Consider the following 14424-nt stretch of genomic DNA (forward strand, 5'->3'; position numbering starts at 1 on the left):
GGGATCGTCATCAGCGATTCACCTCTGCGATGGCAGCAGTCTTGCTACCGCTCTCGTACCAACCCTTAGAGCGGTTCACGATCCAGACGACTGAAAGCATGACCGGGACTTCGATCAGCACACCGACGACGGTGGCGAGCGCCGCGCCCGAATGGAAGCCGAACAGGCTGATGGCGGCGGCAACCGCCAGCTCGAAGAAGTTGGACGCGCCGATCAGCGCCGAGGGGCCGGCAACGCAATGCTGTTCGCCGGAGACCCGATTGAGCAGATAGGCTAGCCCCGAGTTGAAATAGACCTGGATCAGGATCGGCACAGCGAGCAGCGCGATGACTATCGGCTGCGCGATGATCTGTTCGCCCTGGAAGCCGAACAGCAGCATCAACGTCGCCAGCAGCGAAACGAGTGAGACCGGCCCGAGCTTCGCCAGCAGCCGGTCGAGCGCGGCTTGCCCGCCGGTCGCCAGCAGGCGGCGGCGCGCGATCTGCGCGACGATCACCGGAATCACGATATAGAGCACGACCGACAAGAGCAGCGTGCCCCATGGCACGGTGATCGCCGACAGGCCGAGCAACAGGCCGACGATCGGCGCGAAGGCCACCACCATGATCGCATCGTTGAGCGCGACCTGGCTCAACGTGAAATGCGGCTCGCCCTTGGTCAGATTGGACCAGACGAACACCATCGCTGTGCAAGGCGCGGCGGCTAGGATGATGAGGCCGGCGATATAGGAGTCGATCTGTTCGGCGGGCAGCAGCGGCCGGAACAGCCAACCGATGAACAGCCAGCCGAGCAGCGCCATGGAAAATGGCTTCACCGCCCAATTGACGAACAACGTCACGCCGATGCCGCGCCAGTGGCGGCCGACCTCGCCGAGCGCGGCGAAATCGATCTTCAAGAGCATCGGAATGACCATCAGCCAGATCAGCACGGCCACCGGCAGATTGACCTTGGCGATTTCCGCCGCGCCGATGGCCTGAAACACGCCGGGCATGACATGGCCGAGCGCAATGCCGGCAACGATGCAGAGTGCGACCCAAATGGTCAGATAGCGTTCAAAGGTGGACATGGATTTTCCTCACGCCGTCGCTACGCGGCGGCCGCGCTCGTCCACCACACGCTCGCCGTCTTCCTTGATGAACTCGCCTCGCTGCGGTGGCAGCAGGTCGAGAACGTCTTCCGAAGGGCGGCAGAGCCGAACACCCTTCGGGCTGACGACGATAGGCCGGTTGATGAGGACCGGGTGCGCCATCATGGCGTCGAGAAGCTGGCCGTCGGTCAACGCGGGATCGCCAAGCCCGAGTTCCGCATAGGGCGTGCCTTTCTCACGAAGCAGCGCGCGAACGGAAATGCCCATGCGCTGGACGAGCTGCGTCAGCATCGTGCGCGACGGCGGCGTCTTGAGATATTCGACGACATGCGGCTCGACACCGGCGTTGCGGATCAGCGCCAGCGTGTTGCGCGAGGTGCCGCAATCGGGGTTGTGATAGATGATGACGTCCATGAAGGTGTCAGCCACGGATAGAGCCTTTCGTGGGTTCGCAGCAGGAGGACAGTGCGGCCATGGCCGGATGGCACACCTCGGGGTGGCCTTGGCAGCAGTCGCGCATGAGGAATTCGACAAGGCCGGAAAGGGCCGTAAGGACAGCGCTGTAGATGATCGACCGCCCTTCGCGGCGGGACTCGACAAGCCCGGCCTGCTCGAGATGGCTCAGATGAAAAGACATGCGCGACGACGAGGCGCTATCCATCGCTTCGCCAATCGCGCCGGCGGACATGCCTTCGGGTCCAGCCGTCACCAGAAGACGAACGATGCGCAGCCTTGTTTCCTGCGACAGCGCCGCGAAGGCGCCGAGGGCCTGCTTTTCGTGCATTATCATCTCAATACTTCAAGACTCATTGATATAAGTAATATGCTAAAAGTTCGGGTTATGCCAGATAGAAGGTCGTTCCGCTGGCGGCCGGTTTTGCGAGGGTATCGGTGGACATGGGAAACGTCTCCAGAGAGCGGAATGGGAAAACCTGACCGGCTCTCCCTTCACTGCCCGGACCCGTCCCGGCCCACTATCTAGCCGCCCATAGGCCGTCCGCGAGTTCGCGGGAGATCATGGCCCGCGCCTTCATCATCACGTCGTCGCCGCGGGTTTCGGGATGATCAAAGAAACGCGCGCCGGAGCCGTTCGCGCACCAGTCGGCATAGTAGCACCAAGCTCGATCGGTCAGTCGGAACGCCACCATGTCGGACGCCCAATGCGGCTTCGGCTCCACGACGACGACAGTGCCGTTGCGGCTTTCCTCCCACGGAAGCGAGCGTTCGGCGGGAGAATTGCGCCCGTCCTCGGCGAATATCTCATCGACGGTCATCATGCCGTGCCCCGGCATTGTTCGGCTGTGAGGAAGCCTGCCGGATCATCGGGGTCCGGCGGGAGATAGGCGTCATAGGGATTGCCGTCGGCGAGATGTCCGAATGGCGTCATGATGACATCGCCACCGTCGCGGCCGACCGCGCAGAGGACATAACGCCGTTCGCCGGAAGCGGCATCGAGGCACTCCATGAGGGCCAGATTGCCGTCGCCTGCCGCGCGCAGCAGGGTGTTGAAATTCGTGCGGGCATGATCGGGGATAACGAGGCCGTCTTCGACCTCGACGTGGACCGGAACGAGATACTGAAAAACGACCCGGCCGGCGTGGGCAGGATGAGGGTCAGGCATGGTCATCTCCATGAATGGCGGCGGGAAGCGACCGACGCCGCTCCCCGCCGTTTCGATCATTCGGCCGCGACGAGAACGACTTGCTCGTCTTCGGTCTCGGTGGCTTCGTCGTCGTCGCCATCGCCTACCAGGAAGTCCGGCAGGGCATCGCCATCACCGGCATCGTCCGCGTCCGCGACGTCACCGTCGAGTTCGACCAGGCGCAACGGCTCGGGCAGCCAGCCGGTTTCGGCCAGCAGGCGCTCGGCCTCCTTCGCCATGTCGCCCTTCTTCAGATGGCTGATGAGCTGGGCGGCGCGCTCGCCAGCGCCTTCGCGAACGGCTTCGAGGATGCGGGGCTTGGTGACGCGGCCGAGATAGTTATCGACCGTCGGCCTCCAGCCGCCGTCCATCACCATGTCGAAGCCGGTGGCGCGGGCGATGCGATCAGCACCCGACAGGCGACAATCAAGGCCGAACTGCGAGACGCCGGAACCGCTGTGGGGGTTCGGCCGCTCGTAGAGGGCGTTGACGCCGTAGCTGACGCAATGGGCGAGCAGCGCCATCCGGCTCGTATCGTCGAGCGCGGCGATCCAGTCCCAGAGCGCGCCTTCGTCCGAGGGAACGTTGGCCTTCCAGGCGTCGAAGCGTTCGTCGATGGCCTTGGCCGAGGGCGTGTCGCCGAGATCGCTGCCCTGCACGCCGAGATGCCGCTGTCGCACGGAGACCTCCAAGCAGCCGGTCGGCGCCGAGTAGTGATAGCGCTGCATGACCAGGCGGTGCAGGAGCGCCGTCATCGCGACATGCGGGTTGTTGGCGAGCGCATCGTGGAGCGCCAGCGTGCGATGGGCGGTCAGCTCGATCACCAGCCGTTCGGGGAGCGGCTTGATCGCGTCGTCCTCGTCGTCCTCCGCGTCCACCGGCTCGCCGCCGATGGTGATGACGGCGCGCTGGACGCTCGCCTGGGTCGCGACCGCACCGCCTTCGGCATCACGCTCGCCATCGCCGGCATCATCCTCACCGTCGACGGTGACGGGCGCCTCGTCCTCGGGACGGACATAGCCGCGAGCGACGACGAGCTGGCCGGCGCGGTCGATGCTGATGAAGACGCCCGCGCGCGCGATCTCATCGGCGTCATAGATCGCCGGACGATTCTCGAAGGCGCTCAGCGCGGCCTCGATCTCGCCGAGGCGCGCATCGATGTCGTCGGGCAGCTCGTCATAGTCGGCGTGTTCCGCCTCGAGCCGCTCATATTCCTCGCCCAGCGCCTCGCGGGTAGCGCGTTCCTCTTCGGTCAGATCGGGGAACGTGGCGTTGAGGACGCGAAGGCCGCGATCGTGGCCGTAGGGCAGATCGGTATCGACCTCGATCCACTTCCAGCCCTCGGCCGCGACGTCATCGGCGATGCCCTTCAGCTTGTCGGAGACCAGCCGGTCGAGCATCTCGGGATTTTCCAGCCAGCCTTCGTCTTCGTCGGAGAAGAGATCGCGCAGCATCACGCCGCCGGCCTGTTCATAGGTTTCGACGCCGACGAACTGCGCGCGCTTGTCGTCGGTCGGAACCGTCGTCTCGGTCAGGAGATCGCGGATATACCAGGGCTGGCGGTTGTGTGAACGCTGGATCGCCTCCCAGACCTGCTCCTGACGGGCATGATCGGGATTGACGGTGAACGCCTCCAGCATCGCCAGCGTCATCTCGGTGCGCGCATAGGCGTCCATGAGGGGCTGCGCGACGCGGGCAAGGCGCAGCCGCTGGGCGATATAGCGCGGCGTGGTGCGATAGGCGTCGGCGACTTCCTCCTTCGACATGCCGCCATCGACCATGCGCTTGAACGCCTTGAACTGGTCGAGCGGATGCAGCGCCAGCCGGATGACGTTCTCGGCATAGGAATCGTCGACGGCCGAGGTCTTCGCATTGGCCTTCTTCACGAGGCAGGGAATGAGACCGTCTTCGGCGAAGCGGCCCGCCGCGACCAGGCGGGCGATGGCGCGGTAGCGCCGGCCGCCGGCCGGGGTCTCGAAGTCGCCGGTCTCGGCGCCGGCATCGTCGAGGACGGCGCGGACATTGAGGCCCATCACGAGGTCTTCGCGGCGGTCGATGTCCTGGGTCAGCTCGTCGAGGCCCTGTTCGACGTCGATCTCGCGGACATTGCTGTCCGACAGCCGGATGCGGTTGAACGGAATGTCGCGCGTGCGGGAAAACTCGATCATCGCGACGGCGGGGTTCTTCTTGCGGGCAGCTTTGGCCATGGTCTTTACTCCACGACGGGCGCCGAGAGCCTCTCTCTCGAACCTAACCCGTCATGAAATCTCATCCCCTCTCTCCCTCTATCGGCGGTGCGGCTGGCGGGACGCCGAGCGGGAGAGCGCCACGCCCGCGCCTCATGGCCGGGTACCTCCGGCGATCGTGACAGGAACGATCCGCTGGACGGTGACGGGCCGCGTCTCGCCGGCCTGCGCCAGCCGCTCGATCAGCGCGACGTCGGCATCCGAGCATTCGCCGCGCACTTCGATCTCAACGCGATGATCGGCATGGCGAAGATGGGAATCGCGCAGGCGATGGTCGGACACGGCGTAGAAACCCGCCGAGCGATCAATGGGATGCACCCGTTCGTTCAGAAACAGGATGCCCGACCCGAGATTGCCGCAGAACAGCCGCTCGTCGCTGTCGGCTCTGTTCGGGCCGCCTGTGACCTTTCGCTTGCCGATCTGGCGGAAGGCGTCGTGGAAGCTCGACGGATTGCGGGTGATGCGGGCCGAGCGCGCCTGATGGAAGACCCATGGCGGCCGTTCGGGATCGAGCTTGCCGACGGCGATCTGATGCAGGAAATCGGCGAAGCTCGCCGGATCGGCGGGATATGGGCAGGTCCGCCAGATTTCGCGGACGCGGGCGCGCAAGGGATCGGGCAGCGCAAAGAGCCGGGCACGGCCTTTGCGCCACCAGGCCGCGCGTTGATCGCGGCGATCGCGTTCATACTCGTCCCACCAGATGGTGCGGCGAGCCATTTCCTCGTCGACGCCATGCTGGGTGGCGGCGATGTCCTCGGCGAAGAGCGGCAGGGCCTCGCGTTCGAGGCGCTGCTTGCGGTGGAACGCCGCGCGTTTGCGCGACGTGTCCCGATATGGTTCGGGGCGATGCCCAGGGCGGAAGCGCATCACGCGGCCCTCCGCATATCGTTGGTGTCGGGAAGGCGCTCGGCGCCCGGCGCGAAAGACAGGAGCCAGTCCGCCGCCTTGCTCGCTTGCGAGGCGGCCCGGACGATTGCGCGGTTGTCCTCGCGCAGCACCTCCAGCCACGAACCGATATAGTCGGCATGGCGCACGGTCGGGACGATGCCGAGCGAGGCGCAGCAGAAGGCCGAGATCAGCTCGGCCGTGATTTCCTCGACCGAATAGAGCTTCGAGCCGAAGGAGCCGGAAAGATTTCGGTTCAGCCGGTGCTCTGCGCCGCTGGCGTGACCGAGTTCGTGCAGCGCCGTCCGGTGCCAGTTGATCGGCTCGTAATAGGCGGCCGGCGGCGGCACCTGAACATAGTCGAGCGACGGGACGTAGAATGCCCGGTTGCCGCCGATGCGGAAGTCGATGCCGGTCGCCTTGATGAGCGCCTCGACCTGGGGCTCGATCATGCCGGGCGGCGGCGGGGGCGCAGCCGCCTCGATGTCGTCGGGCAGGCCGTCGCATTGCGCCGTGTTGAACACCGTGAAGCGCTTCAGGAACGGGATCGCGTGGGCTTCCTCGCCTGCCTCGAAGGCGCGGCGCTTCTCGTCCTCCGGCGTGAAGCGGTCGGCATAGACGACGGTGGTGCCGCGCTCACCCTTGCGAACATGGCCGCCAAGCGACAGCGCCTGGCGGAAGGTGAGCCAGCCCTGGCCGGGAAAGCCGTGCTCGATGACGGCCCCCCAGAGGATCAGGACATTGATGCCGCTATAGCAACGGGAGGTCGTGGCGTTGCGCGGCAGGCCGAGCGGCGCCTTAGCCGCCGAGGTGCCCCAGGGCTGGACCCACGGTACGCGGCCGGCCTCCAGCTCGGCGATGATCTTGCCGGTGATTTCGTCATAGAGGTTCGCTCGGTCGGTGCCGGTCCGAGGGGTGCGTTCATGTCTGGACATCGCGGTTCTCCGCGACGGGCGCCGGAAGCCTCTCTCCCAGCCCTCAACCCGTCACGACAAAACCCGTCCGCACTCTCACTCTAAAAGGGGGTGTTGCGGGGGAATCTCCCGCAGAAGGGGGTGTGCCGGCGACCTTGGCGCCGGCCAGGGGGAAGGCTTTCCCCCACCACCATTTCATCATGATGCCGAAGCTATCGCATTTCCTCATCGGCGATGGCCTGCACCACCTTCATGTCCATTTCCGCATCAGGCGACAGGCGCGCGACCTCCGAGGCAACCTTGGCCCAATGCCAGAACTCGGACCCGTTCCCCTGGGCACGACAGCGTGCGGCGAGCCGCTGCGCTTCATAATAGGCGTGATGGCCGTGCTTCACGATCATCGCCCGCGCGTCCTGCTGCCAGCGTTGGCGGATTTGTCTGCGCTTCTCGATCCAGGCGGCGAGACGACGGAACATTCAGCCGTCCTTTCCGCTATGTGCCCGCAGCTCCCTCAGTTCCGCCAGGAACGTCGTGCCGACATCGATCGCGCGCTGCGCGCTTGTCCCGTCCACATCGACACCATGCGAGGCTTCCAGCATGACGCGGAGCGAAGCGAGGAACGGTTTCGTGCTGGCGGGCGCGACCCTGCGCTTCTGCAGGGCGCTCACCATCTCGGTGATACCGGCCGGTCGTTCCGGCGTGCCGCCATTGTCGATCATGAAATCCCTCAAGGTCCGCTCGATCTCGATGCGGAGCTTGACCACGGACATGAGCGGAAATTCGCGCGCCAGTTCCTCAACGGTCGGCAGGTCGCGTTGAAGCTGTGGCGGCAGGACCGGCGAGAGGCGGTATTGCGCGACGCCCATCGGCTTGCTGGTGTCGCGCAAGGTGTATTCGACGATCACCTCGTTGCGGCCTTTGCAGAGAATGATGCCGATGGTCGGCTGATCGTCCGGGTGACGGAGCTGGTCGTCGACGGCCGAGAGGTAGAAATTCATCTTGCCCGCGAACTCGGGCTTGAAGTCTTCGATCTTCAGTTCGATCACCACGAAGCAGCGCAGACGGAGGTGATAGAAAAGCAGGTCGAGGTAATAATCCTGACCGCCCACTTCGAGATGATACTGGCTCCCGACGAAGGCGAAACCCTTGCCGAGTTCGAGGATCAGCGCGCGCAGATGTTCGATCAACCCGCGTTCGAGATCGCGCTCCAGCATGTCCGGGCCGAGCGAGAGGAAGTCGAAGGTGTAGGGGTCTTTGAGAAGCTGTTGGGCAAGTTCGGATTGCGCGGCCGGCAAGGTTCGTGAGAAATTGGTTAGCGCGCTGCCTTGGCGGGCGAACAAATTGCTCTCGATCTGATGGACAAGGACGGGCCGCGTCCAGCCATGCTCGATGGCCTGCCGGGCATACCAGGCGCGTTCTTCTGGCGCCTTTACGGTATCGAGCAGGCTGACGTTATGGCCCCACGGTAATTGTGCAACGATCCGTTGCACAATTTCGGGATCGGGCCAGGCATCGGCCAAGGCCCGCATATATTTGAGGTTTCGGGACGAAAGCCCGGTCATTTCGGGGAACGCCTGACGGAGATCCCCGGCGAGCCGGTCGACGACCTTGGCGCCCCAACCCTCACGCACCTGCCGGGTGAGAATATCCCGCCCAATGGTCCAGTAGAGCAGGATCATCTCGCGGTTGACCGACAGGCTGGCGCGGTGCCGGGCTTCGATGATCCTCTGCTTCAGGTCGCCGACGAACGCAGCATAGCTTTGCGGGTCGATGTCGGCGGCCGGCGCGGCTGTCCCGGCGCGACGCGGGGCGGGGGATTTGGGCGGCCGCGTCATCAAGCTGCCGCCTTCAGGCGCTTCTTCGCCAGCATGGCGCGGACGAACTTGTCCCACTTCGCCATGCCCGCGCGCTTCTCGGCCATGTAGTTCCAGCGATCATAATGTTTCGAGCTGACGTCCTGAAGCGTATGGTTTTGAATCCTGTCGCGTATTTCCTTTGAGAGCCCGGCCTTGCCGGCAAGCGTTTTCCATGTGCGCCGAAGGTCGCGGTTCGTCACCACAGGGATGACCTCACGTTCGCGCTGGCGCCACATAAAAGAGTAGAGCGTTCCGTGGCTGACGGGCTTTGACGGGTCTTTGGCCGATGGGAAAAACCAGCCATGCTCGTTGGGCTTTATCTCTTCGATGAGATCCGCCGCGATCTTGGGCACAGGAATGGCGTGGGGTTTACCGTTCTTGGTCTTGGACCAGTCGATGATCCGCTCCTTGGCGTCCCACTGATCGACATGCAGACGCGCGATCTCCTCGACGCGCTGGCCGGTCAACAGGAGAATCCTGACGGCACGGGCATAGGGCGGGTGGACCGGCGTGTCGGGGCATTCCAGCCACCGATAGAGCCGGAGGAACTCATCTTCGTCCAGCCAGCGTGTGCCGACGTTCTTGGGCTCTGTCGGAATGCCCGCCGCCGGATTGTAAACGAGCCGAAAGCGGCGCGCTGCGGTCGAGCGGTAGTCATGCTCGGATTTAAGACCCCAGCTATATGCGGATCGAATGTAGGATCGCACATGGTCGGCCATTGACCGCTTCCCACGCTCATAGATCGGGCGAATGATCGCCGTGATCTCTTCCGGTTCGATGTCGCGTGCCGGGCGGTTGCGCCCGAGCGTATCGGCGATTTTGTTGAGGCCCTTTTCGGCTTCTTTCCAAGATGGCTTTCCGGCCTCCTTGAGGGCCGCGACATAGGCTTCGAACAGGTCAGCGACCGTACCGGGGCGGGTGTCTCCGGCGATCTTGATGCTGCGGCCCTTCTGAATCATCCCCGCGAAATCGCGGTTGTACACTTCTCGCGCCTTGCTGAGCGGCATCGCCGGATATGAGCCGAGCTTCTTCTTGATCCGCTTCTGATCGCGCCATTGCTGCGCCATCCAGTCCGCAGTCACACGGGTAGGCATCGGCTTCATGACGAGGACCAGGCGGCCGGTGCCGTGTCCTTCGCCGTCAACGAGGCTTAGCTGTTTTTGGGTCTGCTCAACCTGCTTCAGGGCGCGGCGTATTTCTCCATCTGTAAGGCTCGGCACTGGGGTTCTCCATCGGCTTTTTGGTGGGGTCGCCAGACGGGTTTGTGGTGCCGGCAACTGGGGTCAAAAAGGGCTCCGATCCCCTTAAAACCGCCCCCACTATGCCATGGTATCCGCCCCTGCGACAACCCAAAAAAAGCCAGTGTTTTACGATGCTTGAGCGTGATCCATCGTGATCAAAAAGGGCCAAGTGGGATGGTTGTGGACCAGGATGATCGCCGAGGCCGAGAGCTCCAGCGCCCGGCGCATCACCTCGCGCGGGTAGACCGGGGTGTGGTCGACGGTGCCGGTCTGCTGAACCTCGTCGGCGATCAGCGCGTTCTTCCTGTCGAGGAAGAGGATGCGGAACTGCTCGCGCTCGGCGAAGGCCATCGCCATGCGGCAATAATCCAGCACCGAGGACCAGGAGGACAGCACCGGGCGCTTCGAGAGCGCGCCCCTGGCCATGCGCGTCAGCGCCGCCTCGACGATCTTGAGGTCGAGCGCGACGGCGTCGCTGACGCCCTTGACCTCGCTCAGCCGGGAGACCGGCGCGGCGAGCACCTCGGCGAAGGAGCCGAAGCGCTGGATCAGCGCCTTGGCGAGCGGCTTGACGTCGCGCCGGGGGATCGCGCGGAAAAGCAAGAGCTCCAGCAATTCGTAATCGGGCAGGGCGTCGGCGCCCGCCTCCTGGAAGCGGGCGCGCAGGCGGTCGCGATGGCCGTGGTAATGCGGGCGCGGGTCTTCCGGCCGGTGGGCCGCCATGTCGGAGAGCAAGCCGGCGGGCGAGGGCGCCTTGCGCGATCCCTTGCCCGAAACCGCGCTCATTTCGCGGCGAGCGGGTTGTCGAGGCCGGCGGGCGAGAGCGTGAAGATCTCGCAGCCCGTCTCGGTGACGCCGATCTGGTGCTCGAACTGGGCCGAGAGCGAGCGGTCGCGGGTCACGGCCGTCCAGCCGTCGGAGAGCACCTTCACCCCGGGCTTGCCGAGATTGATCATCGGCTCGATGGTGAAGACCATGCCGGGCTTGAGCGGCACGCCCTCGCCGGGGCTGCCGTAATGCAGGATGTTCGGCGCGTCGTGGAAGAGCTGGCCGATGCCGTGGCCGCAGAAGTCGCGGACCACCGAGCAGCGCTCGGATTCGGCGTAGCGCTGGATCGCGAAGCCGATATCGCCGGTGGTGGCGCCGGCCCGCACGGCCTTGAGGCCGCGCTGCAGGCTCTCATAGGTGATCTCGATCAGCCGCTCGGCCTTCCGCGAGATCTCGCCGACGCCGTACATGCGGCTGGAATCGCCGTGCCAGCCGTCGAGGATCAGCGTGTAGTCGATATTGAGGATGTCGCCCTCGCGCAGCGGCTTGTCGTCCGGGATGCCGTGGCAGACGACATGGTTGATCGAGGTGCAGATCGACTTGGTGTAGCCGCGGTAGAACAGGGTCGCCGGATAGGCGCCGTTGTCCATGGCGAACTGGAAGGCGAGGTCGTCGAGCCGCTGCGTGGTGACGCCGGGCTTGACATAGGCGCCGAGCATGTCGAGGCCCGCGGCCGTGAGCCGGCCGGCCTTGTGCATGGCGGCGAAGGCCTCGGCCCCGTGAATCTTGATGGCGGGCTCGCGCGGACGCGTGCGGCCGATGGTGTCTTCGAATGTCATCGTGCGCGGGAAACTCCTCGCCCCATATCTATTGCGTTTGGCGGCCGAGACAAGCCGGAAGCGGGGTCCGCCGCGCGTCGATGGCCTGCGGATGGTCTGGTGTTGCGTTGCCGCAGGGTGTATCAGGCTGCCGCAATGGCCATGACCGATCCCTCCCCGGCGGAAGAGCAGCCCTTCGGCGCCTTCGCGCCGAAGCCCTTTCTGGCGCGCATCATCAGCCGCACGCGCGCGGCCCCGGACAATTTCCTCGGCCGCAAGAGCGCCTATGCGCTGCGCCGGATTGGCCTGCGCTCGCTCGAGGGCACGCCGGTCGACATCGAGGCGCTGGGCGCCCGGATGCGGCTCTATCCGGACGGCAATGTCTGCGAGAAGCGGGTGCTGTTCACGCCGCAATATTTCGACCCGGTCGAGCGCGAGATGCTGGCCTCGCGGATGCGGGACGGCTTCACCTTCATCGATGTCGGCGCGAATATCGGCGCCTATTCGCTGTTCGTCGCGGCGCGGGCGGGGCGCAGGGCGCGCATCCTGGCGGTCGAGCCGCAGCCGGACGTCTTCGCCCGGCTCTCCTACAACATCGCGCAGAATCCCTTCGGCACGGTCAAGGCGGTGGCCTGCGCGCTGGCCGACAAGCCCGGCGAGCTGACGCTGTTCATCGACCCGGCCAATCGCGGCGAATCGAGCGTGCGCATGCTGAACTCCGCGACGGCGAGCCCGGTGAAGGTGCCGGCGATGACGCTGCTCGCGCTCGTGCAGGGCGAGGGTTACGAGCGGATCGACGCGATCAAGCTCGACGTCGAGGGCGCGGAGGACCTGATCCTGGAGCCCTTCCTGCGCGATGCGCCGCCCGCGCTCTGGCCCGGCTTCATCGTCATCGAGGATTCGCGCCAGCGCTGGCAGAGCGACCTCGCCGGGCTGCTCAAGCGCAGCGGCTACCGCCTGCTGCGGCAGACCCGCATGAACATGCTGTTCGAGCGCGAGCCCGCCTGAGCGCGCAAGGCCGGCATGGCCGGCGCGCAATCGCGCCTGCTTGAGCAAAGCGCCGCGACATCCTAGCTCTTTGATCCGTCAGGTCAGGAGCCTCCCCATGTCCGCAAGCCAGAGCAGCCAGCCCCAGGTCATCGTGACCGCGGCCATCCTCGTCATCGGCGACGAGATCCTGTCCGGGCGGACCAAGGACAAGAACATCGGCTACATCGCCGAATACCTGACCAATATCGGCATCGAGCTGCGCGAGGTCCGGGTCGTGCCGGACGTCACCGACGAGATCGTCGCGGCGCTGAACGCTTTGCGCGCCCGCTATACCTACGTCTTCACCACCGGCGGCATCGGCCCGACCCATGACGACATCACCGCCGATGCGGTTGCGGCCGCCTTCGGCGTGTCGATCGACCACGACCCGCGCGCGGTCGCGATGATGCGCGAGCGCTTCGCGGCCGAGGAGCTCAACGAGGCGCGGATGCGGATGACGCGCATCCCGGCCGGCGCCGAGCTGATCGCCAATTCGGTCTCGAAGGCGCCGGGATTCAACATCGGCAATGTCTATGTCATGGCCGGCGTGCCGGCGATCATGCAGGCGATGCTCGACGTGGTGGCGCCGACGCTGAAAACCGGCACCAAGATCCTCTCCGACACGGTGCGGGCCGGCTTGCGCGAGGGCGATATCGGCGGCCCGCTCGCCGAGGTCGCGAAGGCCCATCCCGGCGTCTCGATCGGCTCCTACCCCTTCTGGTCCGAGACCGGGCCGGACACCAACATCGTGGTGAGGTCGCGCGACCCGCGCCGGCTCGAGGCGGCGATGGACGCGGTCCGGCAGATGATCGAGGCCTGCCGGAAGGCGGGCTAAGCCGGGCGGCGCTGGGGATCGTGTCGCGGCGGGGTCTTGCCAGCGGCCCTGCAATAGGGTTTTCGGTCTGGAACTGGCGCAACTGGCGCCGCGATCAGTCCGGAGCGCTCCGCCATGGCCGAACCGACCTCGAACAAGGCCTTCCCGGTTTCCTGGGACCAGTTCCATCGCGACGCGCGCGCGCTCGCCTGGCGGCTGGCGGAGAAAGGCCCCTTCGAGGCGATGGTCTGCATCACCCGCGGGGGGCTGGTGCCGGCGGCGATCATCTGCCGCGAGCTCGGCCTCAGGATGATCGAGACGGTCTGCGTCGCGAGCTATCACGACTACAAGAACCAGTCCGAGCTGAGGGTGCTCAAGGACATCGCGCCGAGCATCAAGGCGGTCGGCGACGGCAAGGGCAAGGGCGTGCTCGTCGTCGACGACCTGACCGACACCGGCAAGACCGCGCGCGTGGTGCGCGGGATGCTGCCCAACGCCCATTTCGCCACGGTCTACGCCAAGCCGGCCGGCGTGCCGACGGTCGACACCTTCGTCACCGAGGTCAGCCAGGACACCTGGATCTACTTCCCCTGGGATATGGGGCTCTCCTATGTCGAGCCGATCGCCAAGGGGCATCAGGGCTGAACCCGGCCATCGCGGCTGAAGGCCGCGGTCGCCGCGGCGGCCGCCGGCGTCAGGCCTCCACGGAATGCGGCACCAGCGGGCAGCAGCCGCGAATCCGCGACTGCCGCGATGCGGTGGCCGAGCCCCGCGAGATAGTCGCGGTTGCTCGCGAAGGCGATGAAATCCTGCACCGATTTCTGCCGCACCAGCATGACGCGGTCCCAGCGCTCGGTCTCCGGCCCGATGAGGAGGGGGCCGCCCTCGGCCAGGAAGAGGAGCGAGCCGCCGCTCGCCTCCAGATGCGGCCGGGTGTGCGCGACATAGCGGTCGAAGGCTTCCGCGCCGCTGATCGGCCGTTCCGGCGCCAGCTCCGGCGTCGCCCCGTAATCCGCGACGGGGCGCAGGCGCAGCAGGTTGAGCATCACCACCGTGCCCGAGAGGCCGCGGCGGACGAGGTCGCGGCCCGCCTCCCAGCGCGGTTCGAGATAGGTCCGCATCGT

17 protein-coding genes are annotated in these 14424 nt (G+C 65.7%); 3 read left to right on the plus strand and 14 right to left on the minus strand.

Features of this window, described 5'->3' with window-relative positions; translation table 11 throughout:
* Positions 1–10: 10 nt before the first annotated feature.
* From arsB to map, 13 genes are all read right to left on the minus strand, one after another.
* Positions 11–1066, minus strand: a complete 1056-nt coding sequence (gene arsB, locus ACWH43_RS09590) for an ACR3 family arsenite efflux transporter (protein WP_260347836.1) — start codon at positions 1064–1066, stop codon at positions 11–13.
* Positions 1067–1075: 9 nt separating this feature from the next.
* The gene (gene arsC, locus ACWH43_RS09595) at positions 1076–1501 is read right to left on the minus strand and encodes an arsenate reductase (glutaredoxin) (protein WP_260347874.1); all 426 of its coding nucleotides are present in this window, start codon (positions 1499–1501) and stop codon (positions 1076–1078) included.
* A gap of 7 nt (positions 1502–1508) precedes the next feature.
* Positions 1509–1871: an ArsR/SmtB family transcription factor gene (locus ACWH43_RS09600; protein ID WP_260347837.1), complete on the minus strand. Its 363-nt coding sequence runs from the start codon at positions 1869–1871 to the stop codon at positions 1509–1511.
* 190 nt (positions 1872–2061) lie between these two features.
* Complete coding sequence (locus tag ACWH43_RS09605; RefSeq protein ID WP_260347838.1) at positions 2062–2364, minus strand: hypothetical protein; 303 nt, start codon at positions 2362–2364, stop codon at positions 2062–2064.
* Complete coding sequence (locus ACWH43_RS09610; RefSeq protein WP_260347875.1) at positions 2361–2621, minus strand: DUF6117 family protein; 261 nt, start codon at positions 2619–2621, stop codon at positions 2361–2363. The genes ACWH43_RS09605 and ACWH43_RS09610 overlap by 4 nt, the downstream gene beginning before the upstream one ends.
* 143 nt (positions 2622–2764) lie before the next feature.
* Positions 2765–4936 (minus strand): ParB/RepB/Spo0J family partition protein, encoded by a 2172-nt coding sequence (locus ACWH43_RS09615; RefSeq protein ID WP_448153447.1) that lies wholly within the window; start codon positions 4934–4936, stop codon positions 2765–2767.
* 132 nt (positions 4937–5068) lie between these two features.
* A complete protein-coding gene (locus ACWH43_RS09620; protein WP_260347876.1) occupies positions 5069–5842 on the minus strand; it encodes a hypothetical protein in 774 nt (257 codons plus the stop codon).
* Positions 5842–6795, minus strand: a complete 954-nt coding sequence (locus tag ACWH43_RS09625) for an ArdC family protein (protein ID WP_260347840.1) — start codon at positions 6793–6795, stop codon at positions 5842–5844. Before ACWH43_RS09625 ends, ACWH43_RS09620 begins: the two co-directional genes overlap by 1 nt.
* 191 nt (positions 6796–6986) lie before the next feature.
* Complete coding sequence (locus ACWH43_RS09630) at positions 6987–7250, minus strand: hypothetical protein (RefSeq protein WP_260347841.1); 264 nt, start codon at positions 7248–7250, stop codon at positions 6987–6989.
* The gene (locus ACWH43_RS09635) at positions 7251–8609 is read right to left on the minus strand and encodes a PDDEXK nuclease domain-containing protein (protein ID WP_260347842.1); all 1359 of its coding nucleotides are present in this window, start codon (positions 8607–8609) and stop codon (positions 7251–7253) included.
* On the minus strand, positions 8609–9850 hold the full coding sequence (locus ACWH43_RS09640; protein WP_260347843.1) for a site-specific integrase: 1242 nt from the start codon (positions 9848–9850) through the stop codon (positions 8609–8611). The genes ACWH43_RS09635 and ACWH43_RS09640 overlap by 1 nt, the downstream gene beginning before the upstream one ends.
* 147 nt (positions 9851–9997) lie before the next feature.
* On the minus strand, positions 9998–10594 hold the full coding sequence (locus tag ACWH43_RS09645) for a JAB domain-containing protein (RefSeq protein ID WP_260347877.1): 597 nt from the start codon (positions 10592–10594) through the stop codon (positions 9998–10000).
* A 59-nt stretch (positions 10595–10653) separates the two neighbouring features.
* Entirely contained in the window at positions 10654–11478 is an 825-nt protein-coding gene (gene map / locus ACWH43_RS09650) for a type I methionyl aminopeptidase (protein WP_158446621.1), read from the minus strand.
* 141 nt (positions 11479–11619) lie between these two features.
* Here map and ACWH43_RS09655 point away from each other — a divergent pair, with 141 nt between their 5' ends.
* The 3 genes from ACWH43_RS09655 (at position 11620) to gpt (ending at position 13945) form a co-directional block, all read left to right on the plus strand.
* Positions 11620–12465 (plus strand): FkbM family methyltransferase, encoded by an 846-nt coding sequence (locus ACWH43_RS09655; protein WP_158446620.1) that lies wholly within the window; start codon positions 11620–11622, stop codon positions 12463–12465.
* A 97-nt stretch (positions 12466–12562) separates the two neighbouring features.
* Positions 12563–13321, plus strand: coding sequence for a competence/damage-inducible protein A (locus tag ACWH43_RS09660; protein WP_158446619.1), 759 nt, complete (start codon positions 12563–12565; stop codon positions 13319–13321).
* Positions 13322–13435: 114 nt separating this feature from the next.
* Positions 13436–13945, plus strand: a complete 510-nt coding sequence (gene gpt, locus ACWH43_RS09665) for a xanthine phosphoribosyltransferase (RefSeq protein WP_158446618.1) — start codon at positions 13436–13438, stop codon at positions 13943–13945.
* Here gpt and ACWH43_RS09670 read toward each other — a convergent pair.
* Positions 13936–14421, minus strand: coding sequence for a DUF1330 domain-containing protein (locus ACWH43_RS09670; protein ID WP_377785398.1), 486 nt, complete (start codon positions 14419–14421; stop codon positions 13936–13938). The genes gpt and ACWH43_RS09670 overlap by 10 nt on opposite strands.
* Positions 14422–14424 lie beyond the last annotated feature (3 nt).

The organism is Allobosea minatitlanensis (assembly GCF_964020775.1).